The organism is Dongia soli (assembly GCF_034044715.1).
In the GTDB taxonomy this organism is placed as follows: domain Bacteria; phylum Pseudomonadota; class Alphaproteobacteria; order Dongiales; family Dongiaceae; genus Dongia_B; species Dongia_B soli.
Window position 1 is genome coordinate 76,754 of record NZ_JAXCLW010000008.1, and the last position, 20,535, is coordinate 97,288.

Consider the following 20,535-nt stretch of genomic DNA (forward strand, 5'->3'; position numbering starts at 1 on the left):
TTTCTAATCCGCATCATGAGACGGCGCCCAAAAATCAAAAAAATTGTACCATTGGTAAGGATCGCGCAACGCATATTCCTCGAGCCGCGTCGCAAATCTTTGTGCATGAGCTTGCAAGACTTGCTCTCGACTATGGCGCGGGAGATCGATGCGGTCGGCGAATTTCTCGAAATACAGCCGATATCGATCATCTTCACGCAAACAGAACAGGGTGTAGACCGGGCAGTCCAACAGGGCGGCGAGCAGATAGGGGCCGATAGATAAGGGGGCCGGTTCACCTAGAAATGATGTGCTGACGACGCGGTTGCGGCTGGCGACTGGTGTCCGGTCGCCGGCGATCACGACCCAGGTGCCGCGATCCACGCGTTCTTTGAGATTGACGGCGATTTCCGGTCCCAATTCCGTCACTTGGATCGTATTGACCGCAGCGGCGGTGCGAAATTCCCGCAAGACCTTGTTGTAGTTGGTGGCGTGGTGCGTATGAACCAGAACTGCCAGGCGATTACGCGTGGCATTGTCCAGCAGCGCGCGCGACAAATCAACATTGCCGAGATGCGAGACGATGATCACCGCGCCATAGGGATCAGCGGCAGCTTCCTTCAGATCATCGACCTTCCCCGGCTGAATGGCCTCACCTGGCATCCGACCGGTCCAGCCGATGAAAGTGTCAAGGGCGCTTCCGGCGAAGGAGATGAAATGGCGGTAGCTGTCCGTGAAACCGGGCTTGCCGCGGTTCTTCGCGCGAAAGGCCCGGGCGAGAAATTGCTGCGAAGCTTGTCGCTGTTCGCGGCCGGTCAGATAGAAATAAAGAACGATCGGTGCCAAGACGGCGCGGCAGCCAGTGCGGCCTAGCAGACGATAGCAGGCGAAACAGAAACGCAACCCCCAACCGGTACCCCGTTCCGCCAGCCAAGCCCAATGTATTCCCTCCCGATCCTTCGGCAACCGGGCCGGGCGGTTGTGTAGAATCCCTGGCAGACTTGTCAGCATTCGGAAGACCAGGCGCGTATGCATCCAACTGATGCGCAGGTTATCGCGCCAGAGCTCGAAGTTCGACGTATTGTCCGCCGGATAGATGACGGAAACCGGCAGATTGCTTACCGGCGTGCCGCGCCAGAACAGGCGCACCATGATCTCGGTATCAAAGTCCATCCGTCGGCCGCGAATACCTTCTTCGGCCAGAAGCGCCGCGACCGCAGCCAGCGGATAGACGCGAAATCCGCACATGCTGTCGCGTATCTGAAACGACAAGGTTTCGATCCAGACCCAGATATGCGTCACCCATCTACCGATCGCGCGGCCCAGTGGGACGGAACGGTCATAAACCGGCACACCCGTAACCAGGGCGTCGGGATGCCGCTTGGCCCGTTCCAGCAGTTTCGGCAAAGCCGCGAGATCGTGCTGGCCATCGGCATCGACCTGCAGGGCATGGGTGTAGCCGGCCGCCAGGGCCATGTGAAAGGCCTGGATGACGGCGCTGCCTTTTCCCTGATTGACGGCAAAACGATGGACCGCGCCGCCGCCAAGATCGGCTTTTGAGAATTTCGCCAAGGCGGAACAAGCCGGTTCGTCGCTGCCGTCATCAATGATGAAAACAGCCAGATCGAGTGCCCGCAACGCGGCAACGATGGATGATAGGGCCCGCCAGTGATTGCGGCTCGGAATGATGGCGCAAGGGCGGAACAAGCGGGTCTGGCCGGTCACGGCGATAAGGTAAAATTGCCGGAGGTCAGCACATCGTCCCGATGCCGATAGGTGAAGTTCATCCGATTCTGGTTGACCAGATGCTTGAGGGTCAGTGTGACCTCTCGGTTCGGCGGCATGATGCGCCGGAACTTGACCTGCAAGGACGAAGCAACGCCGTCTCCGAGATGGAGATATTGTGCCGTGTAGTGAGCCGCCCAGTCGACCAGCGCCACGCCCGGGACAATCGGCAAGCCGGGAAAATGCCCGTCGAGCTGCTGCAAGCCGGATGGAATAAAGAGATCAAGCTCGATGCCGTTTCCAATGGGCCGTAGATTGCGCAATTCCGGATATTGCGGCCGGTCCGGATTGATGGTCACATTTTCCTCATTGAACAATGCCAAAATGTCCGACGCGCGCCGCTTGCCTAGCGTGGAAGCGGGAAGCGCATCGACGAAGCGCCAGTGCTTGGGAAGGCAAGCGGATTCCAGCTGCCTGCCGAGCTGCTGGCGCAACAGCCGGCCGAAACGGAAATCGCCGATCTCCTTCAATCGCGTCGTCCCCGACTCGCTTGGCACGATGGCGGCAGCCAGGCGCGGACGATCGCTCGGCATGATAATGACGGCAGCGGCTTTTACCAAGTCGACGCCGAGCAAAGCAGCTTCGATCTCTTGGAGACTGATCCGCTTGCCTTCGATTTTTACAATGTCGTCAGCCCGGCCCCGGTTGCGGAAGGAACCGTCCGCCGCCAGCGTGATGAGATCGGCACTGTCATAGAGTCCGTCCCCGGCGATGAAGGGAGAGCGGACCTGCATGCATCCGTCAGGTTGCTGCCGGACGGCGACACCGGGCAATGGATGCCAGGCTGGATCTGTGTTCCGCCAATGGCGATAGGCGATCGCGCCGGTTTCCGTGCTGCCAAAAATTTCGGTCGGCGCCAGGGATAGGATATCAGTTGCTTCGCGGGCCGCGCTTGCCGGCAATGGCGAGCCGGCGGAGAGGATCAATGCCGGCCGGTTGTGCTCGCTCTGCGACGGCAAGCCGGAAAGGCGGCTGAGATGGGCAGGGCTGGTCACCAGGACGGCGCCGTGCAGGTCTTCGGCGAGGACGGTCTCCCAGAAGTCGTGGCTATAGCCATGGAAAGGCCGGCCGGTCAGAAGCGGCCAGACCAGCCGGAAGGTGAGACCATACATATGTGTGGGCGAGACCGTGGCGTGCACCCAACCGGTTGCTGGCAGATCTGGCCCGAACAGGCTTTCGATGGCCCGGGCCTCAGTTTCGAGCAAAGCCAGTGTCTTCGTCACGCATTTCGCATTGCCCGTCGTGCCCGAGGTAAAGAGATCGAGACGGCAATTTTCCGCCGTCAGGACGGGTAAAGCGCCGACTTGCTCCGGCTGATGTTCCAGCCGGAGAAGCGGCAGGTCCTGCGCCACCGGGCGGTTGCTGACGATATGATCCCAACGGTCACGGATACGCATCAGCGTGTCCGGCAGGACGTTTTGCGGCATCAGCGCCGTTGCCCCGGCATGAAAAAGGGAAAGGAGGCCGACCGCCGTCCAATAGGCATCGGTACAGGCAAGCAATCCCTGGCGACAGCCGTTGCGCCGAAGCTCAGCCGCATTGCCGGCGACATCGCGGTGGAACTGGGCAAGATCGATGCACTCGCCGCCTGTCGCGGCGACGGTCGCGGCCGCTGCTCGGCCATCAGCAAATATGCGGGCGATCGAACCGGCGGTCATGACTGTTGCCGGCGCCATTTGAGTAGGTGACGGAAACCGATCTCGCCGACGAACAAGGCACCGGTAATAAGATAGGAGATGAGGCCGGTCCAAAGCGTCCAGGTGGCGAGGCTGCCCCAGATGGACAGGCCGATAGCGATCATCGCATTGGCGACCAACCAGACCAACCAGAGGACCGTTACCTTGCGGCAATAGAGCTGTCCGCTCGGCGAAAGTTCGCCATCGGTCAGGACGGCAATGCGCTCGATCAGGCTGGGCGGGCAATAAAGCGACCAGCCGAAGACGCTGGCGGCGACAAGGCTCATCAGGGCCGGATAGGCGGAGACGGCGAAGGCCGAATCCAGGATCGACGCAATCAGCAACAAAAGTCCGGCGACCAGCAGCGGTACCCGCCAAAACCGCGCGATCTCAGATTTCGCCGCAATCAGCCGCAAAGCCAACAGGATGAGCGCCGCCGCGATGAAGCCACGAGGAGAAATGATATCCCGGCTGAAATACACGAAGAAAGGATAGGCAACGCCGAGGGCCGCCAGGGCAATGATTAAGGCTGTTCCGGATTTACTCCGCCAAGATGGCTTGGACACGGTCGAGAACATCGCTCACCCGGCGAACCGTCTTGAATTCTTCTGCCTTGAATTTGCGTTTGGTCAATTCTTGCAGCTTCACAATCAGATCAACCGCATCGATACTGTCGAGATCGAGGTCCTCGTATAGCAACGCTTCGGGCGTGATTTTTTCCGCCGGCACCTCGAACATCTCTTCCAGATAGCCGCGCAGGGCCTGGTAAATCTCGTCACGGGATAACATTGTCTCAGTCCTTGCGCTGCGCCTGAATGAACTTTGCCAAACTATGGATGGTGGCGAAATGCGCCTTCACCTCATCGGTGATGGTCTCGATCTTCGTACCATAGGTCTTGCGAATGGCAACGCCGAGTTCAAGCGCGTCGATGGAATCCAAACCAAGTCCCGTAGTGAATAAGGGCTCGTTGCTGTCGATATCGCCGGGCTCGATACCTTCGAGCTTCAGCGTCCGGACGACCAGCTCTTTCAGGTCGTGTTCCAAGTCATTGAGTTGCAAGTTGTTCACCGTAATAACCTTCAATATGGCGGACCAGTGCTCTGGCTGCGATCGATCTGCTTTGTTCGCGCAATAGCACTTTTGAATCCAGGCTGTCACCGACTGTTACTGTGAATTGCGAACGGCGGGGCGGGACGCGCCACCAGGGATCGCCCTTCAGCAGCATGATCGGCTTGCAGAGGATCGTGACGAGTTGAATGCGGGCTTCGGCGAGCAAGGCGATGTTGGCGAAGCCGCGGTGGAATCGCATCGGCTCACCGGGCCTAGTCCGGGTGCCTTCGGGGAAGATGATAAGATTGTCGCCGCTATCGATCGAGGTCTTGCAGGCGTCGAGCAGCGCTTCGGGTTCCAGATTGTTGGGGATGTAACCGCAAAGCCGCACCACGCCGCCGAGATAGCGGTGGTTCCACAATTCATGTTTGACGATGCATTGCGCGCGCGGAATGAAGGCCATCAGGAACACTACGTCCAGCAGGGTCGGATGATTGGCGATGACGAGATGGCCCTGGCTGTCTGCCAGCCTTTCCGCACCTACTACCTCTAAGCGCAGGATGCCGAGGCCTTGCAGCATCGCCGCGAAAACCCGGAACAGGCCTTGGACGAAACGCTGCGCATTGCGCCGACCTGTGGCGCCATCGATCTTCAGTTTGGCCACGATGGGAAGGACAGTCAGCGCCGCCAGCGCACCGCCGCCGAAAAAGACGGAAAAGGCAAAGCCCGTTGCGATGACCCGCCAGCCGCGATCGATATGGTTAAGCCGCACGTTGCCACCGCCATCTCATGCGTTCGCCGGTCGAGCTGGCGGTATCACATCCGGACAGAAAGAATTTCAGGAAATCTTCGATCGCATTGCTCTCGACCGCATGGTTGCGGGACGGCGTCGATTCGGTTGCGGCCGCAGAGATATGGAGCGCATCGCCGACCGGCTGCCGGCTGAGTTTGAGAGCGACGACCAAGGGCGCGCCAGCCTCCGGCTTTTCCTGGAACCGCTGATAATCACCGGCAAGCGGCTCCTCATAGCAGACGAGCAGCACCGCTTCGTCAGGATTGGCCGCCAGGTTGGCGGCCGCTTCCAGCATTGCAAAACCGAATGTATCGCGGCCGGCCGAAATAGTCGTATGGCCCGCCTTGTTGCCGGTGTGGATCGACAAAAGGCCCGCCAGAGCGTGATGGATGGACAGGCTAAAATCGGCCGGCGACGGTGGTTGTTGCTGCGCCAGATTCCCGAGGATTCGCAGGGTTCGCGGAAATTCGCCGTGGCGGGAAGCGAAGATATAGCGGGTTGTCTGGATGCTGTCGCAGGCAAGGGCCGCGCCGATGACTTTTTGCCCGAAAGTGTCGATCCGCCGACGCAGCATCATGGGAAGTGTGCCAAGGCCTTCGCCATCCCTTGGTTCGCCGCCGCCGGGTACACCAGCCCAGGCGCGCCAGTCTGCTCGCGTCTCGAGACCCGGCGCCCAGGCAAACCAATCTTCGACAAAAATGGGAAGTTCCTGCTGCATCATCTTCAGTATGACGGGTCGTTCAGTGACAGAGACGCGCTTTGGAAATTCGGCATCACGTGCCTTGCTTCCAGCGGCTTGTCGCTTATGCGATGTCCGGAAATAAATTGATTGCGGACAATATGATAGCTAGCGGCACATTTCGCCCCGGCATTGCGCCTTTTAACCCTGACCATCGCTCCATGCTCGGCCGCAACCGCATCCGGATTCCCAATAGGGCATCCGATACCCCCAGCCCCCAAATTTAGCAAAAAACATTATAATACGGCTCCAGCACTTTATGGAAGCCTTCCCGTAGACCCCGAACCTATTGAAATATATGAGTTTTGTGTCAATTCTTCGAGAGGAGGGCGAGGCCGCCTCGGATATGCTGGAACGCTGGTCCCACCGGCTTCCCCCCATGGGAACAATAGCCGAGCGGAGCCGGATAGGCCGCGCCTTGCTCTATGATCTGCTGCAAGGCGTTGTTGGCGATGTCGCTGCCGATTGGCGGATAGAGACAGAATCTTCCGGCCGGCCAATCGTGTTCTCGCCCAATTTACGCTCCCCTGAGCCCGACCACCTTTTGCCGTCGGTCTCGATAGCGCATTCCGGTGGCTGGGTCATGTGCGGCATGTCACAGGAGGGGAAGATCGGCGTCGATCTCGAAATGCTGCGATCCGACCGGAATTGGCAGGGCATGGCGGAATCCGCCTTCGGACCCCAGGAGGTGCGGCGGGCGGCGCAACATGGCATGCCTGGCTTCTATCGTCTCTGGACGTTGCGGGAAGCCATGGCTAAAGCGACAGGGGAGGGGTGGCCGGCCGTGACCGATAAGCAAGACCGTGCTGATACCGGCCCCGATACCGGCATCTGGTTCGCCTCACTCGACGGTGCGTCCTGGTCGCTGTGGCATGAACGGATGCTCTGCCTTGCGACGCAGCGACAATTCAGCCTGGCCGTTGCGCGCAGCTATCGGGCAAAAGCATCACCCACGTCACACATGCCGTTAAAATGGTGGCATTTATCGCAGGAGTTGCAGATGATGGAAACTCAGTCATAGGTCAGATGCGCGGGGAAGGCGCATATGCCAGAGCAGGGGTCATCGATGCATCAACTGGGGTATCTGCGGAACGATCGTCTCACTGCAGATATGTATGTACCGGAATCGCGTTTCGGCATCTGGTTCTTGCAGACGGAAACCTGGGCAACTCATGTCCTCACCCGGGCGGTCAACGATCTCGAACGGCTGATCGAGAATCGCCTGCAGTCATATCCGGTCATTGTCGATGTCGGTTGCGGCCTCGGCCGCTCGTTCAAATTGCTGCATGAACGGTTCAAACCGGAACGCATGATCGGCGTCGATATAGACTCGGCGATGCTCCAGGCGGCCGCGTCGGGGATCGCCAAGGAGAATTTCACCGTCGAGCTGCGGCAATCCACCAGTTCGCGCCTGATGATGCCGGCACAATCCGCCGACATGGTGTTCTGTCATCAGACCTTTCACCATCTGATCGACCAGGAGGCGGCTTTGCGGGAGTTTTACCGCGTGCTGAAGCCAGGTGGTCTGCTGCTTTTTGCGGAATCGACCAGGAAATACATTCATTCCTGGCTCATTCGTTATCTCTTCCGTCATCCGATGGATGTGCAACGGACTGCGCCGGAATATCTGCAGATGATCCGCGATGCCGGATTCAATATCCGGCCGCGCTCGGTCTCCTATCCCTATCTCTGGTGGAGCCGCTCGGATCTCGGCATCATGGAGAGATGGTTCGGCATCAAGCCGCCGATGGAGCGCGAAGAAACCCTCGTCAATCTGGTCGCAGTAAAGCATTAAGCCGGCGGCACTGTCTCGAGCACCGCCGCCGGCTCATGACCGATCAGGCGGCGGCCTGTTTCAGCTTCTGCATATTGGCAATGGTCTGGGCACAGGCATTTGCAGCTTCGGTACCCTTCACCAGGAAGTGCTCGAAGAAGAATTTCCGGTGCTCTTCATGGTCATGGAAATGCTGCGGCGTCAGGACCGCCGACAGAACCGGCGTTTCCGTTTCGAGCTGCACCTGCATCAGGCCGCTGATGACCGCCTGGGCGACGAATTCGTGGCGATAAATACCGCCATCGACGACGAAGCCGGCGGCGACCACGGCGGCATAACGCCCGGTCTTGGCCAGGATCTTCGCCTGCAACGGAATTTCGAAGGCGCCGGGGACGGCGAAGACATCGATGCGATTTTCGGTGATGCCGAGTTTCGACAGCTGCGCCACAAAGGCGATGCGGCACTGGTCGACGATATCCTTGTGCCAGGACGATTGAATGAAGGCGATGCGGCCACCCTCCGTGGGAGCTTTGCTTGGCGTTGAAATAGTGCTGATCTGGCTCTGATTCATTTTGGTACCTCAAGCGTTGGGACCGGAATCAGGGCAAACGGGCTATCCATGTAAGGACGCTACGCGCCCACATGTCGGCGACATCCCGTCCTCTTCCATCCGGACTATGACCGTCGGCTTCGGAGTCACACCGAATCTGCTGACCTTGCCGGATCGATTCCGGAAAGCGCTCGCGGGCTTATGCGATCATGCGCAATCACCGCCGGTGGGGAATCACACCCCGCCCTGAGAACGTTTTGCCATACGGGTCGAGCCCGGATAACGGCGATTCCATAGGGGATTTCGGCGCGCGCCGCAAGCCCGCCGCTGAGAGCCGGCAGGAAGCTGAAACCGCTAACCGGTGAAATCGATCACGACCTTGATATCGTCGGACTGGCGTTCGAAGGCTTCAGGCCATTGCTCCAGCGGGACACGGCGCGTGATCAAGCGCTGTAGCCAGAGCTGGTCGGCGGTGCGGAGCGCAGCCACGGCCTGTTCATAGTGCCGGCGATTGGCATTGACGGAGCCGAAGATCAAGTCGTTCTCCAACACCAGGCGCCTGCCGATCTCGCCGATATCGAAATCGAGTGCATGCTGTCCGCTGGATAAGCCGGCGAGACAGACGATGCCGTTTCGGCCATTCAAAGCAAAAGCATCCAGGATCACCGGCGCCGCGCCGGTGCATTCGATGATGATGTCGGGGCGCAGATCGAGGTCCTTCAGCTTGCCGCTATGATAGGTGGCGCCCAATGCGCGGACGAGATCCGGCTTGGGGCCGGTTTCCACCTGATCGAAGACATGCATGTCGAAGCCTTGTTGTTCGCCCATCAAGGCCGCGAGCAGGCCGACCGGGCCTGCCCCTGTGATCAAGGCGCATTTCGGTTGCCAGTGCGCGCGGGCGCCGATGCGGCGGATCTGTTCCCAAGCCTTGGCGACGATGCTGGCAGGCTCCACCAGGACGGCGGTGGCGCGCATCGACAATGGCACCCGGATCGCATAGGCGGATGCCAGTGCAAATTGTTCGCTGCCATAGCCGTCGATCGACTTGATGCCGCGTTCAACATATTCGCCGTTGCTGCACGTATCCCATTCGCCGGCGGCACAGTTGGGGCAGGGAACGGGGTCGGGCCGGCGCACAAATCCGACCACAAGATCGCCCGGCTGAAAGCCGCTGTCATCTGGCGCCCAGATGATCTCGCCCAGGGCTTCATGGCCGATAACCAGATATTGTTTGCCTTCCGGCGCCCAGCCGTAATTGCCGGCGGCGATCTCGATATCGGTGCCGCAGATCCCCAGATCCAGGCACCGCACCAAGAGATGGCCAAGGGAACAATCCGGCTGATCGATTTCCTGTAATGCCAGGGAATGATTTTGGCCGGGAATAAGCGTAAGTGCACGCATCGACACCCTCACTTCTGCCGACTCAACCGCTTCACGTTGAAAAACGTTCCAGGAGAACGTTCCGGCCGCTGCGGTTGTGCGGGAAACAAGTGAGTCGAGGAACGAGGTCGTCAGGGAGACAAGCGTTAGCCTGCGGTCTGGAGGGCCACATCCCCCGATGCGCCGGGTCCCTGGTAGCGTAACAGGGGAGTGTTTTCCGCGTACCACTTGTCGGGGTTTGTCCAGACATAGGGACAGACGTCATGGATCCTGATTTCGGTTACCCGATACGGCTGTGCGCTCAATATCTCATCCAAAAAGCGCTGCGCATCCTCGCTGTCGGAATAGGCGATCACCCTGTTTCGATAATCAAGCGCGACCAATTTGGCGTTCAATTTACGGATCAAATCCATCCTGGACTCCTCTGGCTACAGGCATTCATGTCCTCGGCTCAACCGTTCGAAGCGAATGCTCTGGGAAGTGGATGGTCGTCGGCGGGCGGCCGTAATTATATCGTAGTACGATATAATTGTGTCGTGAAGCGATATAAATCAAGTGTAAGCTTAAGGAAGGGATGGCGGGGGACGATGACGGGTGCGGATGAAATGGCGGTTATGGAAGGACCGAAGTCAGAAAACGGCAAGAACCACCACCACAACCTGACCAAGGCTGAATATGAAACTCTGGCCGCGGGCCAGAAAGCTGCTCGCCCGCATGTCCACCATGCATCTCGAGGAACTGCGACGGCTGGGACCGCAGCTGGCGCAATTGCTCATGCGCTTCGGGTCATAACGATGCGCGGGATCCAGGACGCTCAAACCGGTGCTGAGATCACAATGATATTATACCTAAGGAGCGCGGTCGCGGCTGTTTGTTCTCTTACTAGAAGGGAGTCGCGGGCCGCGGTGAAAATCGGCGGCGAAATAGCCAACTTCATGCTTCTTTTATAATTATTTATTATTAGTCCGAATAGTTAGGCTGCTTGGCTTTGGCCATGTTCAGTGATTGGCAGAGCGAACCGGGAGCCTGGTCCGTCGTGGATGAAGGTGCTCCCTACCTGTGGAGTCATCAAGGCGTAACGGCATGCAATGGGCGCCAAAGAATATTTGCCAGCTTCGTGACTATTGGGGCAGTCTCGCGGGAGACGCCGTTCCGGAGCGAGCACTTTTCGATCCGGCCCAGGTCAAATCGATCCTTCCTTATCTGATGATCTGCGAGTTCGAATTTGCTCCGTTCCGGGTCCGCTTCCGGTTGAGCGGAACGAGCGTCGATGAAATGACCGGCATGAATTTGACCGGGCGGTATCTTGATGAATTCGCGACCGGGACCTATGCCGCCAGTATCCAGGAAATGCTGGGTTACTATGAGGATGCGAGCAAGACCGGGCGCCCGCGGGTGTGGACTTATCCCTGGAGCGGCGACAATCCCGGCGCCAGGGTCATATGGGTCGCCTTATTTCCGTTCCAGATAAACGGCACGCTCTCGCAATGCGTGTCCATAGAGGATTATGGCGAATTCGACGGCGTGAAGGATGCCGAGTTGCGCCCGGAGACGGGAGCGGATTGGGCCGGGCTGTCCAAACTTATATAGGGTTATCCCGCCCGCTCGATGTCGATTCTCGTTCTTGCTTAATATTGCATCAGGTTGTCCGGCGAGGTCCGGAACTTATGGCCCATAGCACGGTTACGTGGGGGTTGCCTACGCAGATGAGTCGGCATCCAGAGAGGTCAGCACGGTCATGGCCCCCAGAGCCAATTGGAAAGGCTATCTGAAGATCGCGGAAGTGACCTGTCCGGTCGCTCTTTACACGGCTGCCTCGACCTCGGAACGCATGGCCTTCCATACGGTCAACCGGGAAACCGGGCATCGGGTGCACCGGCAATTCATCGACAGCGAAACAGGTGATCCGGTCGAGCGTGAGGACCAGGTCAAGGGATATGGCGTCGGTGATGACGATTACGTCATCCTCGAACCGGAGGAGATAACGGCTGCGGTCCCGGCCAGCGATAAGACCCTCTCGGTCGATGCTTTTATCGCCTGCGACGATATCGACAATGTCTATTTCGACCGGCCCTATTATTTGGCACCGGCCGATAAGAATGCCGAGGAATCCTTCTTCCTTATATGCAAAGGCATGCAGGCGGCCAATGTCGCGGCTATCGCCCAGACCGTGCTGTTTCGCCGGGTGCGCACTTTGCTCATCCGGGCGCACGGGCCGGGCATGATCGCGACCACCTTGAATTACGATTATGAAGTCCGGTCCGCGAGAGAGGCCTTTGAAGACATTCCGAAAATGAAGATCAAAGGCGAAATGCTGGATCTCGCCAAGCACATCATCGACACCAAAATGGGAGAATTCGATCCCCGCGAGTTCGATGACCGCTATGAGGCTGCTCTGGCTGACTTGGTTAAAGCGAAGCTGGAAGGCAAACCTATTCCCAAGCTCAAGGTCATCCAGCCGGGCAAAGTCATCGATCTCATGGAAGCCTTACGGCAGAGCGCCGGCCGCGAGAAAGGCGGTGCCGGTACCAAGAAAGCCGCGGGGACTTCACGCCGCAGCGCGGCGGCAAAAGGGAAAAAGACCGCCAAGAAGAAGGCGGCGCCGGCACGGCGGAAGGCCGGTTGATCATCTCCATCTGAATGCACTCTAGCGCTTGCGCGGTCTCTTCTCTTCGGAGGCAATGCTCTTCCGCAAGGCATCGACGATGCTGATCACATTACTGGGGCGCTCTGCTGCTTCGCTCTTGCCTTTGCGCCCGGCGACCCGCTTACCCTTGCGCTTGCTGGCAATGATATCGAGCAGCCTTTCCTGAACGGGGTCGTTCACCATGGAAGGGTCCCAGGCTTTGGATCGTTCGGCGATCAGCTTCTCCACCATATCGACCAGCTTCTTATCGGTCTTCGGGGTCTTGATGCCGGTGAAGTAGGGTTTCACGTCACGCACTTCGTCACCATATCGCAATGTCCAGAGGACAATGCCTTTGTCGCGCGGCTGCAGCATGACGGCCCGCTCGCGGCGATACATGACAAGGCGGGAAATGCCGACGGTTTTGGTGGCTTCCATTGCATCCCGTATGACGCAGAACGCTTCCTCGCCCACCTCGTCATCGGGCATCAGATAATGCGGCTTGTCGTACCAGATCCAGTCAATGCTATCCCTCGGCACGAACATGTCGATATCGATGGTGCGGGTACTTTCCAGTGCCACGGCCTCGATTTCTTCATCTTCCAGTAGCACGAAATCGTCTGCTCCCCGCTGGTAGCCCTTGACCTCATTTTCCTCATCGACAGGGTCGCCAGTTTCAGCATCGACATATTGGCTGACAATGCGATTGCCTGTTTTGCGATTTATTGTATGGAAGCGGACCTTCTCGCTTTCCGAGGTCGCCGGCATCATCGAGACCGGGCAAGTCACCAGGGATAGCTTTAAGTAACCTTTCCAGAAGCTGCGTGGCGGCATGTCTCACCAGCTGGTCGCGACGGAGGCGCATTGCTGGAGGCGGCAGTGCGTTAAGAAACGGGGAATCTCACGCCCTTTCGGAAAGAGCGCCTCCACACCGACAACATCGATACGGGCAAAAGGTTCCAGGGGGTCGCCTTATGAGATGCCTTATTAATTGTCGAGTCATCAGAGCGACGTCATAGTTGCAGGGAGGGGAGAGTTTGATGATCGATATCTTCAAAATTCTTGCAGCCGCCGCTTCGGGTTATCTTTTGGGCAGCCTGAATACCGCGCTGATCGTCGGAAAAATATACCGCAAGGATATCCGGCAGCATGGAAGCAGAAGTGCCGGGCTTACCAATACTCTGAGAGTGCTTGGGAAACCCGCTGCGGCGTTTGTTCTTGCGGGGGATGTCTTAAAAGGGATAGCGGCCGCTCTTATAGGGTTGCACCTCGGCGTTTATGTTAACTCGGGAGAGGCGATCGATTGCCTCAGCCTGTTGGCGGCAGGTGCAGGAGCAGTTATCGGGCATAACTGGCCGGTTTATTTCGGCTTCAAAGGGGGTAAGGGAGCACTTACGGCAGCGGCCGTTCTATTTATGATCAACTGGGTTATGGCCCTTATATCCCTTGGCCTTTTTGTAACGATCGTCGCATTAACCCGTTACGTTTCTTTAGGCACCATAAGTGCCGCAATACTTCTTGTGGCGATTTCGTTTGTGCCGGATTTTGGAAATACATTTTATTTTCATCTATTTGCCTGCGCGATGGCGTGTATCGTTATTTTCAAGCATCGGGAAAATATCCGAAGGCTGTTTTCGGGAACAGAAAACAAGCTCACCTTTTGATCTTCCCGCATGGAGCTCGTCAAATGTGAACTAACCTCCTGGGTGCGGCGTTACAGCCGCGTCGAGGCAAGCCGGACCATGCAAGGTTGTCGCCGATGCCGCTTAAGCGGGCCGCCCGGCGCGGCTTTCCATCACCAGTTTCTTGGCGCGGGGAATCAACGAGGATTCCATGCTGAATTCGGTAACACCGTAGCTCAACAAAGTCGGGATCAAAGCCGGATCGCCGGCTGCTTCGCCACAGACGCCGACCCAGATCCCTTTGGCACGCGCGGCCTGGCAGGTGAGTTCGATCATGCGCAAGACGGCCGGATGCGATGCCTGGCACAGCCGCCGCAATCGCGGATTTCCGTGCAGCCGATCTGCCGCCATGGTGTATTGCGTGAGGTCATTGGTGCCGATCGAGAAGAAGCCGACCTCCTCGGCCAACTGGGTGGCACACATGACGGCGGCCGGTGTCTCGATCATGATGCCGAGTTCCGGCAGCCGCGCGGCTTTGCCCTCTGCCGCCAATTCTGCGGCACAGATGGAGAGGAGCGCCTTTACTTCGCGGATTTCCCCGATGTCGCTCACCATCGGGATCATGATCTTGACATTGCTTTCGGCCGCAGCGCGCAGGAGCGCGCGCAATTGCGGTTTGAAAATATCCGGCCGGTCGAGACAGAGGCGCACGCCGCGCCAGCCCAGGAAGGGATTTTCTTCACGCCGCGCGGACAGACCCGGCAGTGGCTTGTCGCCGCCGACATCCAGCGTGCGAATGATCACCGGCCGGTCGTCGAATTGACGGGCGATCTCGAGATAGGCGGCCAGTTGCTCATCTTCGCTTGGCAGCGAGCGGCGCTCCAGGAACAGGAATTCGGTGCGCAGCAAGCCGACACCCATGGCGCCGTTTTTCAAGGCCTGCGTCGTTTCGGCCGGCAGGTTGAGATTGGCGGCGATTTCGATATCGACACCATCGAGCGTGCGGGCGTGAAGGTGAGCATAGGATGCCAGGATCTCCCGCTCGCGGGCGAGATCGTCCGCTTCCCTCAGGAAGCTATCGACGTCTGTTTGGCTCGGATTGAACACAACGAGACCGGCTCCGCCATCCAGGGCCACGGTTTTTGCTTCGCGCAGCTGAGCGATATCTGTCGCCAGGCCGAGGACAGCGGGAATGCCCAGGGAGCGGGCCAGGATGGCCAAGTGGGATGTCGCCGCACCTTCGAGGCAGACGAGGCCCTTGATCCGGTCCGCCGGCAGGCGCGAAAAATCGATTGCACCGATATTGCTGGCCACCAGGATGCAAGGCTCATTGAGAGATGCGCTGTCCAGGACCGGCAGGCCAAGCAGTTCGGCGGCGATCTGGCGAGCTATTTCTTCAATGTCGTCGGCGCGGGCCGTGAAATATCCGTCGTCAAGTTGGCGAAACGAAGCCGCGAGTTGCTGACCCACAGTCAGGGTCGCATAAACCGGATCCTGGCGGTCGCCGATCCTTGTTTCGATCGGCGTAATGAAATCGGGATCGTTGGCAAGATTGATCAGGGCAGTGAGAATTTCCGCGCCGAGAACGTCGCCGTGCGGATGCGCCTCTTTCATGCGGGCGAGATCCGTGGCCGTACGGGTAACGAAGGCGTCTACGGCGGCCCGGAACGCTGCCAGTTTTGGTTCCACTTGACCGTCAGCAATCGTCGCGGCGGCCGGCTTGATGCTTTCAGGGATATGCAGCCAGACTGGGCCGATCGCGATGCCGGCAGAAGCGGCGACGCCGGTCAGGTGATTATCCGTGCACCGATCTCGACCGAGGCCTACTTTCGTCGGCACGGCCGCGGCAGGTCCCGGTGGTGCGACCGAAGAGGCTGTGCGGTCGGTCGGCTTCCCGCTGATCAATTCGACCAGCGCGTCAAGTGCGGCATCGGCATCGACGCCGCTTGCTCGCACCGTGACTTCCTCGCCGATCTTGGCGCCGAGCAACATGATTTTCACGGCGCTTTTGCCGCTGGCGACGATCTTGCCTTTGACGATCTCGACGGTGGCATCGAAGCTTTTCGCCAGTTTGACGATTTGTGCAGCGGGACGGGCATGCAGGCCCTCGTCGAGCGCCACTCTGACGATCTTTTCCAGCATGGACGTCTCAGCCGGCGCGCAGGGCCGCCTCGATCTGGTCCAGGGCGGCATCCTTGCCGATACCGGTCAGGAAAGGCAGGCCTTTGATCACCGGCTTGCCAAGATTGTCGGGAACCGGCGTGGTCGAAACGATCAGATCGGCATCGGGCGCCAGGCTTGGCACCTCGGTCGCCTTGCACTGGCGGATCGCGACTGGAATACCCTTTTCCTTCATCGCATCCTCGATCGCCATTGCCACGACAGTCGATGTGGCGACAGCGGTGCCGCAGGCAACCAGCACGACCTTGGTTTTCATCGCAATTCTCCCAACTCAGGCGGCTTTCGCCAGTAAGGCCAAGATATCTTCCTTATCCGCCGCCGCGGTCATTTCTTCAAGCAGGCTTCCATTCTGGATCAGGCCGGCAATCGCCTGAAGCATCTCGACCTGCTTGTCTTTCTCTTTCAAAGCCAGAAGGAACACGATGGAAATGGGAAGCTTTTCGTCGGGGTCTTCCATATTCCCGAACAGGACCGGCTTGGTCAGAGTCGCCACGGCGACCGCCGGCATGACCACATGTTCGGGATCGGTATGGGGGACGGCGACATTGATCTCGCCAAGAGGGAGGCCGGTCGGCATGTCGGTTTCGCGGGCGATGACCGCCTCAACATAGCTTTCCGTCACAAGATCTTGCTCGGCCAGCTTGCCGCCGAGCAGGGCGATCACCTCATTGGCATCCCCGGCCTCGATGCCGGTGAAAATCATTTGCGGGTCGATCAATCGCATTAAAGTGTTGGACATCATCTCTCCGATGCGCCCCGCTCCGATTGCCGGAGCGGGGCTGTCACAGGCCTAGGCTGCGGCTTCTTCCTCAGCCCCAGCCTTCAATTCCCAATTGGTCGCGGAACGCCGATAGAGCCAATAGCCGATCGCCACCAGGATAGCAGCGACGGCCAGTCCGATTGCGGCCAGGTTCTGGACCAGTTCTACCATGACATAGGGGACCCAGAGGAAGCCGTCGACGATGCTGGTGATCTGCGCGGCATTTTCCGGCAGCTTGAACCCGGCACTGACCGCCGCATTGGTGAAGAGCGGGGCTAGGGCGGTGGCGACATAGAAGCCGATGGCCAAGGTCACCGTGCCGATGATCACCATGCGGAAGACATTGCCTTTCACAATCGGCGCGGTCATCGCCACGACGAAGGGAATGACGGCGAGATCGGCGAACAAGATCACGCGGCTGCCCGGCAGGATGACCGACAGCAGAATGGCGATCGGCACCAAAATCAGGGAGCTGGAAATCGCCGCCGGATGGCCGATGAGGATGGCGGAATCGAGGCCTATCAGGATCTCGCGGTCGCCGGCGCGCTTCTGCACAAAGGTGCGGGCGGCTTCCGAAACCGGGATCAGGCCTTCCATCAGGATCTTCACCATACGCGGCAGCAGCAGCATGACGGCGGCCAGGTTCATCGCCGTCTTCAGGACATTGGTGATCATCGTGCCGCGGTCGGGCACGTTGTAATAGGCAATGGCGCCCAGCACCAGGCCGATGATCAGGCCGAGGATGACCGGCTCGCCAAAAACGCCGAGGCGGCGCTGGATGGTATTGTTGTCGATATTGATCTTGTTGATGCCCGGGATGCGGTCGATGATCCAGTTCAGCACGATGGCGATGGGCACGATCTGAGCGGATGCCAGGTGCGGCACCGAGACGCCGGGCACTTCATAGAAGCGCTGCACACCCTTCGCGGTCCAGTCGGCGAACAGCAAGGTCAGGGCGACGACGATCGCCGCAGCGATCAGGCCGTAAACCAGACTGTTGGTCGCGGCGACCACCAGCGAGCCAACGAAAGCGAAATGCCAGAAGTTCCAGACATCGACATTCAGCGTGCGGGTCAGGCGCGCCAGCAGCAGCACCAGATTGACGATGATGCCGACCGGAATGATCCACAGCCCGACCGAGGAGCCGAAGGCGATGGCGGCAGCAGATGGCCAGCCCACATCGACCACATCACGGGTGATGCCGGTATTCTTGACGATGGCCTGGGCGACATCGCTAAGGCTGGTCCACATGAGGCCGATGACCAGATTGATGCCGATGAAGGCAACGCCGATGGTGATGCCGGCGCGGAAGGCTCGGCCCGGCTTGGCGCCCAGGATGATCGCGAAAATGAAAATGAAAACCGGCAGCAGGACGGTCGAACCCAAACCGTCGATGACGCCTTTGATATCTGTAAGAATCGTGTCCATTTCGAAAAGCCTCCCCCTATATCCAAATCAATCCGGAGGCAGCCTTCGATGGTCCCAAGCGGACTCAGTCAGTATGACGCTGCATGCGCCCTTTCGACACCGACCCCACCCCTCTCAGCCGAAACCGACTGTCCCCGCGTTTGTAAGGGAATACGTTTATATCTGTTATTTTTAAAGTCAATTCTCGGCAATAAAATTATAAGAATCGGCGGATTTAGATGCGATCCCAATACGTTACCCAGGTCATCTCCGCTATTGCGGTTTGACGAATTTTAACGTGAATCGATCGCTTTCGCCGATCGCCAGATACTTTGCACGATCCTTATCTTTCAGGCGCAGAGTCGGCGGCAGGGTCCAGACACCGGCGGGATAGTCTTTCGTATCCTTCGGATTGGCATTGACTTCCGATTCGGCAACGAATTTGAAGCCGGCTTTCTCGACCAGGGCGATGGCGTAATCCTCGCGCACATAGCCGCTGGCGGCTTCCGGATCCTGCGGCTGGTCGGCGCGGCCACGGTGATCTTCGATGCCGAGAATGCCGCCAGGTTTCAAGGCGCGGTAAAAGGCGTTCAAATTCGCCTCGGCCGAACCGTCGGCGATCCAATTGTGCAGATTGCGGAAGGTCAGCACCATATCGGCGGTGCCGGGCGGGGCGATATCGTGACGATCGCCCGCGAATTCCGTCACCTTGACCTTGTCGTAGAGCGCCGGGTTGCTTGCCAGCTTCGCGGCGAAACCACCGCGATTGCTCACCGCTTCGGCGGATGTATCGTCGGCGGCCGGACCCGCCGCATAATACTGCCCATGATCACGCAGATACGGCGCGAGAATTTCCGTCCACCAGGCGCCGCTACCTGGGTCGATCTCGACCACCGTCATGTCGTCGCGCAGGCCAAAAAAGGTCAATGTCTCGTAAGGATGCCGATAGACATCGCGCCGAGTGTTCTTTTCCGACCGTTGTGGCCCGGCGATCAGGCTCTGCAATTTAATGTCGGACGCCGTATCGGGGTCGGATGAGGTGGAACTGCAAGCCGGCAGAAGCGGCATTGCGAGCAGCATGACGGCGAGGACAAGGCGGCTTCCACCCGAACGCATCGGTTCACTCCCACGTGAGTCGAAACCGAGAGACTAAGCCATAAAAGCTTGTCCTCGCTAGACGAATATCGATGCTTATTTCATTTCGACCGCGGTGACGGCGATGCAATCGCCCGCCTTCACCAAGCCGGGGAAATGCCGTCCGGCCAGAATGCCGTCGAGCTTCGCCGTATAGGTGATCGGCGCGACGCCGGTCCGATCGGCATGCCAGACCTTGGCGATCACATCTCCCTTTTTGACGGGTTGGCCGAGATCGATGCAGGGTTCGATCAGGCCATCGCTTTCGCTGAAGGTGAAGCAGTCGCCATCGGGCATGTCGAGGCGCATCGCCTTCTGACGCTCGATCCGGCCTTTGAGGATGCCGGCATGGATCAGCAGATTGCGCACGCCGCGCTTGGCGATCCCTGCCGTGTGCGCGGTTGCTGAGCCGCCACCCCCTAGTTCGGTCGAGATGAAGGTCTTATCCATCTCTTCGGCCGAGGTGTCGTACATGCCGACACTGTCGATCTCCAGCAGCATCATGGAATAGGGGGCGTTGAAGGCTTCCATTGCCGCCACGCAACGATCCTCCAGCGCTTGCTGCGCCGGCAGGCGATGGGCGCAACAGAAGGGGACGAATTCCAGCGTCTTGCCGCCGGCATGAATATCCAGAGTGACATCTGCCATGGGCAGCAAAGTGCGCTGGAAATAATCCGCGATCTTTTCCGTCACCGTGCCGTCGGGGCGGCCGGGAAAGGAACGATTGAGATTGCCACGATCGATTGGCGAAGTCCGGGTCGCGGCGCGGAAGGCGGGATAGTTCATTGCCGGCACGATGATGACCCGGCCGGACAAGCCTTCCGTCGTGATCGTGGCCGCGAGATCCATCAAGGCGATCGGGCCTTCATATTCGTCGCCATGATTGGCGCCGGTCAGCAAGGCGGTCGGCCCATTGCCGTTCTTCGCCACGGTGATCGGAATCATCACGGCGCCCCAGGCGGAATCGTCGCGGCTGTAAGGCAGGCGCAGGAAACCGTGCTGTACGCCGTCGCGGTCGAAATCGACAGTAGGTGAAATGGGATTGGGGCGCTTTTCCATTCTGTGCCGGTCCTTGCTC

23 protein-coding genes and 1 riboswitch are annotated in these 20,535 nt (G+C 58.9%); of the genes, 6 read left to right on the top strand and 17 right to left on the bottom strand.

All coding sequences use genetic code 11. The annotated features are described in order from the left end of the window. Nucleotides 1-3: 3 nt before the first annotated feature. Genes SMD27_RS20450 through SMD27_RS20480 form a run of 7 tightly spaced genes read right to left on the bottom strand, consistent with a single transcriptional unit; the run spans nucleotide 4 to nucleotide 6,005 of the window. On the bottom strand, nucleotides 4-1,704 hold the full coding sequence (locus tag SMD27_RS20450; protein ID WP_320510298.1) for a glycosyltransferase family 2 protein: 1,701 nt from the start codon (nucleotides 1,702-1,704) through the stop codon (nucleotides 4-6). Next, on the bottom strand, nucleotides 1,701-3,422 hold the full coding sequence (locus SMD27_RS20455) for an AMP-binding protein (RefSeq protein WP_320510299.1): 1,722 nt from the start codon (nucleotides 3,420-3,422) through the stop codon (nucleotides 1,701-1,703). Before SMD27_RS20455 ends, SMD27_RS20450 begins: the two co-directional genes overlap by 4 nt. After that, nucleotides 3,419-4,006, bottom strand: a complete 588-nt coding sequence (locus tag SMD27_RS20460) for a COG4648 family protein (RefSeq protein WP_320510300.1) — start codon at nucleotides 4,004-4,006, stop codon at nucleotides 3,419-3,421. The genes SMD27_RS20455 and SMD27_RS20460 overlap by 4 nt, the downstream gene beginning before the upstream one ends. Then, entirely contained in the window at nucleotides 3,981-4,229 is a 249-nt protein-coding gene (locus tag SMD27_RS20465) for an acyl carrier protein (protein WP_320510301.1), read from the bottom strand. Before SMD27_RS20465 ends, SMD27_RS20460 begins: the two co-directional genes overlap by 26 nt. A 4-nt stretch (nucleotides 4,230-4,233) precedes the next feature. Further along, complete coding sequence (locus SMD27_RS20470) at nucleotides 4,234-4,509, bottom strand: phosphopantetheine-binding protein (RefSeq protein WP_320510302.1); 276 nt, start codon at nucleotides 4,507-4,509, stop codon at nucleotides 4,234-4,236. After that, complete coding sequence (locus SMD27_RS20475) at nucleotides 4,487-5,263, bottom strand: lysophospholipid acyltransferase family protein (RefSeq protein WP_320510303.1); 777 nt, start codon at nucleotides 5,261-5,263, stop codon at nucleotides 4,487-4,489. Before SMD27_RS20475 ends, SMD27_RS20470 begins: the two co-directional genes overlap by 23 nt. Next, nucleotides 5,253-6,005: a beta-ketoacyl synthase chain length factor gene (locus SMD27_RS20480; RefSeq protein ID WP_320510304.1), complete on the bottom strand. Its 753-nt coding sequence runs from the start codon at nucleotides 6,003-6,005 to the stop codon at nucleotides 5,253-5,255. Before SMD27_RS20480 ends, SMD27_RS20475 begins: the two co-directional genes overlap by 11 nt. A 325-nt stretch (nucleotides 6,006-6,330) precedes the next feature. On the opposite strand from SMD27_RS20480, the gene SMD27_RS20485 reads away from it, so the two are divergent. Together SMD27_RS20485 and SMD27_RS20490 are read left to right on the top strand one after the other, a co-directional pair. Then, on the top strand, nucleotides 6,331-7,044 hold the full coding sequence (locus SMD27_RS20485) for a 4'-phosphopantetheinyl transferase family protein (protein WP_320510305.1): 714 nt from the start codon (nucleotides 6,331-6,333) through the stop codon (nucleotides 7,042-7,044). A gap of 45 nt (nucleotides 7,045-7,089) precedes the next feature. Then, complete coding sequence (locus SMD27_RS20490; RefSeq protein WP_320510306.1) at nucleotides 7,090-7,818, top strand: class I SAM-dependent methyltransferase; 729 nt, start codon at nucleotides 7,090-7,092, stop codon at nucleotides 7,816-7,818. Nucleotides 7,819-7,861: 43 nt separating this feature from the next. On the opposite strand, the gene SMD27_RS20495 is transcribed toward SMD27_RS20490, so the two are convergent. The 3 genes from SMD27_RS20495 to SMD27_RS20505 form a co-directional block, all read right to left on the bottom strand. Beyond that, a complete protein-coding gene (locus SMD27_RS20495; RefSeq protein WP_320510307.1) occupies nucleotides 7,862-8,368 on the bottom strand; it encodes a 6,7-dimethyl-8-ribityllumazine synthase in 507 nt (168 codons plus the stop codon). A gap of 83 nt (nucleotides 8,369-8,451) precedes the next feature. Then, nucleotides 8,452-8,605, bottom strand: a riboswitch (FMN riboswitch). Between the two features lie 96 nt (nucleotides 8,606-8,701). Continuing rightward, nucleotides 8,702-9,748, bottom strand: coding sequence for a glucose 1-dehydrogenase (locus tag SMD27_RS20500; protein WP_320510308.1), 1,047 nt, complete (start codon nucleotides 9,746-9,748; stop codon nucleotides 8,702-8,704). A 125-nt stretch (nucleotides 9,749-9,873) separates the two neighbouring features. Beyond that, nucleotides 9,874-10,140: a hypothetical protein gene (locus tag SMD27_RS20505; protein ID WP_320510309.1), complete on the bottom strand. Its 267-nt coding sequence runs from the start codon at nucleotides 10,138-10,140 to the stop codon at nucleotides 9,874-9,876. 174 nt (nucleotides 10,141-10,314) lie between these two features. Here SMD27_RS20505 and SMD27_RS20510 point away from each other — a divergent pair, with 174 nt between their 5' ends. The 3 genes from SMD27_RS20510 (at nucleotide 10,315) to ku (SMD27_RS20520) (ending at nucleotide 12,353) form a co-directional block, all read left to right on the top strand. Beyond that, nucleotides 10,315-10,677, top strand: coding sequence for a hypothetical protein (locus SMD27_RS20510; RefSeq protein ID WP_320510310.1), 363 nt, complete (start codon nucleotides 10,315-10,317; stop codon nucleotides 10,675-10,677). Between the two features lie 133 nt (nucleotides 10,678-10,810). Further along, nucleotides 10,811-11,317, top strand: coding sequence for a PAS domain-containing protein (locus SMD27_RS20515; protein WP_320510311.1), 507 nt, complete (start codon nucleotides 10,811-10,813; stop codon nucleotides 11,315-11,317). A gap of 148 nt (nucleotides 11,318-11,465) precedes the next feature. Continuing rightward, on the top strand, nucleotides 11,466-12,353 hold the full coding sequence (gene ku, locus SMD27_RS20520; protein WP_320510312.1) for a non-homologous end joining protein Ku: 888 nt from the start codon (nucleotides 11,466-11,468) through the stop codon (nucleotides 12,351-12,353). A gap of 21 nt (nucleotides 12,354-12,374) precedes the next feature. Here the strand turns inward: ku (SMD27_RS20520) and ku (SMD27_RS20525) are convergent, their stop codons facing one another. Then, the gene (gene ku, locus SMD27_RS20525; RefSeq protein ID WP_320510313.1) at nucleotides 12,375-13,187 is read right to left on the bottom strand and encodes a non-homologous end joining protein Ku; all 813 of its coding nucleotides are present in this window, start codon (nucleotides 13,185-13,187) and stop codon (nucleotides 12,375-12,377) included. Nucleotides 13,188-13,393: 206 nt separating this feature from the next. On the opposite strand from ku (SMD27_RS20525), the gene plsY reads away from it, so the two are divergent. After that, nucleotides 13,394-14,017, top strand: coding sequence for a glycerol-3-phosphate 1-O-acyltransferase PlsY (plsY, locus tag SMD27_RS20530; protein WP_320510314.1), 624 nt, complete (start codon nucleotides 13,394-13,396; stop codon nucleotides 14,015-14,017). 102 nt (nucleotides 14,018-14,119) lie between these two features. Here the strand turns inward: plsY and ptsP are convergent, their stop codons facing one another. The 6 genes from ptsP to doeB form a co-directional block, all read right to left on the bottom strand. After that, nucleotides 14,120-16,117, bottom strand: coding sequence for a phosphoenolpyruvate--protein phosphotransferase (gene ptsP / locus SMD27_RS20535; RefSeq protein ID WP_320510315.1), 1,998 nt, complete (start codon nucleotides 16,115-16,117; stop codon nucleotides 14,120-14,122). A gap of 7 nt (nucleotides 16,118-16,124) precedes the next feature. After that, a complete protein-coding gene (locus tag SMD27_RS20540) occupies nucleotides 16,125-16,412 on the bottom strand; it encodes a PTS sugar transporter subunit IIB (RefSeq protein ID WP_320510316.1) in 288 nt (95 codons plus the stop codon). Between the two features lie 15 nt (nucleotides 16,413-16,427). Then, nucleotides 16,428-16,898 carry a PTS sugar transporter subunit IIA gene (locus tag SMD27_RS20545; protein ID WP_320510317.1) on the bottom strand — a complete coding sequence of 157 codons (471 nt, stop codon included), beginning with the start codon at nucleotides 16,896-16,898 and terminating at the stop codon, nucleotides 16,428-16,430. Between the two features lie 48 nt (nucleotides 16,899-16,946). Then, a complete protein-coding gene (locus SMD27_RS20550; protein ID WP_320510318.1) occupies nucleotides 16,947-18,344 on the bottom strand; it encodes a PTS galactitol transporter subunit IIC in 1,398 nt (465 codons plus the stop codon). A 252-nt stretch (nucleotides 18,345-18,596) separates the two neighbouring features. After that, the gene (locus SMD27_RS20555; RefSeq protein ID WP_320510319.1) at nucleotides 18,597-19,439 is read right to left on the bottom strand and encodes a class I SAM-dependent methyltransferase; all 843 of its coding nucleotides are present in this window, start codon (nucleotides 19,437-19,439) and stop codon (nucleotides 18,597-18,599) included. A 75-nt stretch (nucleotides 19,440-19,514) separates the two neighbouring features. Next, complete coding sequence (doeB, locus tag SMD27_RS20560; protein ID WP_320510320.1) at nucleotides 19,515-20,516, bottom strand: N(2)-acetyl-L-2,4-diaminobutanoate deacetylase DoeB; 1,002 nt, start codon at nucleotides 20,514-20,516, stop codon at nucleotides 19,515-19,517. Nucleotides 20,517-20,535 lie beyond the last annotated feature (19 nt).

Bases quoted from the DNA above. Each gene is read 5' to 3' on its own strand.
- SMD27_RS20455 (WP_320510299.1), bottom strand. From the start codon at position 3,422: ATGACCGCCGGTTCGATCGCCCGCATATTTGCTGATGGCCGAGCAGCG.
- SMD27_RS20545 (WP_320510317.1), bottom strand. From the start codon at position 16,898: ATGATGTCCAACACTTTAATGCGATTGATCGACCCGCAAATGATTTTC.
- SMD27_RS20510 (WP_320510310.1), top strand. From the start codon at position 10,315: ATGACGGGTGCGGATGAAATGGCGGTTATGGAAGGACCGAAGTCAGAA.
- SMD27_RS20495 (WP_320510307.1), bottom strand. From the start codon at position 8,368: ATGAATCAGAGCCAGATCAGCACTATTTCAACGCCAAGCAAAGCTCCC.
- SMD27_RS20550 (WP_320510318.1), bottom strand. From the start codon at position 18,344: ATGGACACGATTCTTACAGATATCAAAGGCGTCATCGACGGTTTGGGT.
- SMD27_RS20515 (WP_320510311.1), top strand. From the start codon at position 10,811: ATGCAATGGGCGCCAAAGAATATTTGCCAGCTTCGTGACTATTGGGGC.
- SMD27_RS20490 (WP_320510306.1), top strand. From the start codon at position 7,090: ATGCATCAACTGGGGTATCTGCGGAACGATCGTCTCACTGCAGATATG.
- ku (WP_320510313.1), bottom strand. From the start codon at position 13,187: ATGCCGCCACGCAGCTTCTGGAAAGGTTACTTAAAGCTATCCCTGGTG.
- ptsP (WP_320510315.1), bottom strand. From the start codon at position 16,117: ATGCTGGAAAAGATCGTCAGAGTGGCGCTCGACGAGGGCCTGCATGCC.
- SMD27_RS20480 (WP_320510304.1), bottom strand. From the start codon at position 6,005: ATGATGCAGCAGGAACTTCCCATTTTTGTCGAAGATTGGTTTGCCTGG.
- plsY (WP_320510314.1), top strand. From the start codon at position 13,394: ATGATCGATATCTTCAAAATTCTTGCAGCCGCCGCTTCGGGTTATCTT.
- SMD27_RS20555 (WP_320510319.1), bottom strand. From the start codon at position 19,439: ATGCGTTCGGGTGGAAGCCGCCTTGTCCTCGCCGTCATGCTGCTCGCA.
- SMD27_RS20540 (WP_320510316.1), bottom strand. From the start codon at position 16,412: ATGAAAACCAAGGTCGTGCTGGTTGCCTGCGGCACCGCTGTCGCCACA.
- SMD27_RS20500 (WP_320510308.1), bottom strand. From the start codon at position 9,748: ATGCGTGCACTTACGCTTATTCCCGGCCAAAATCATTCCCTGGCATTA.
- ku (WP_320510312.1), top strand. From the start codon at position 11,466: ATGGCCCCCAGAGCCAATTGGAAAGGCTATCTGAAGATCGCGGAAGTG.
- SMD27_RS20465 (WP_320510301.1), bottom strand. From the start codon at position 4,229: ATGTTATCCCGTGACGAGATTTACCAGGCCCTGCGCGGCTATCTGGAA.
- doeB (WP_320510320.1), bottom strand. From the start codon at position 20,516: ATGGAAAAGCGCCCCAATCCCATTTCACCTACTGTCGATTTCGACCGC.
- SMD27_RS20505 (WP_320510309.1), bottom strand. From the start codon at position 10,140: ATGGATTTGATCCGTAAATTGAACGCCAAATTGGTCGCGCTTGATTAT.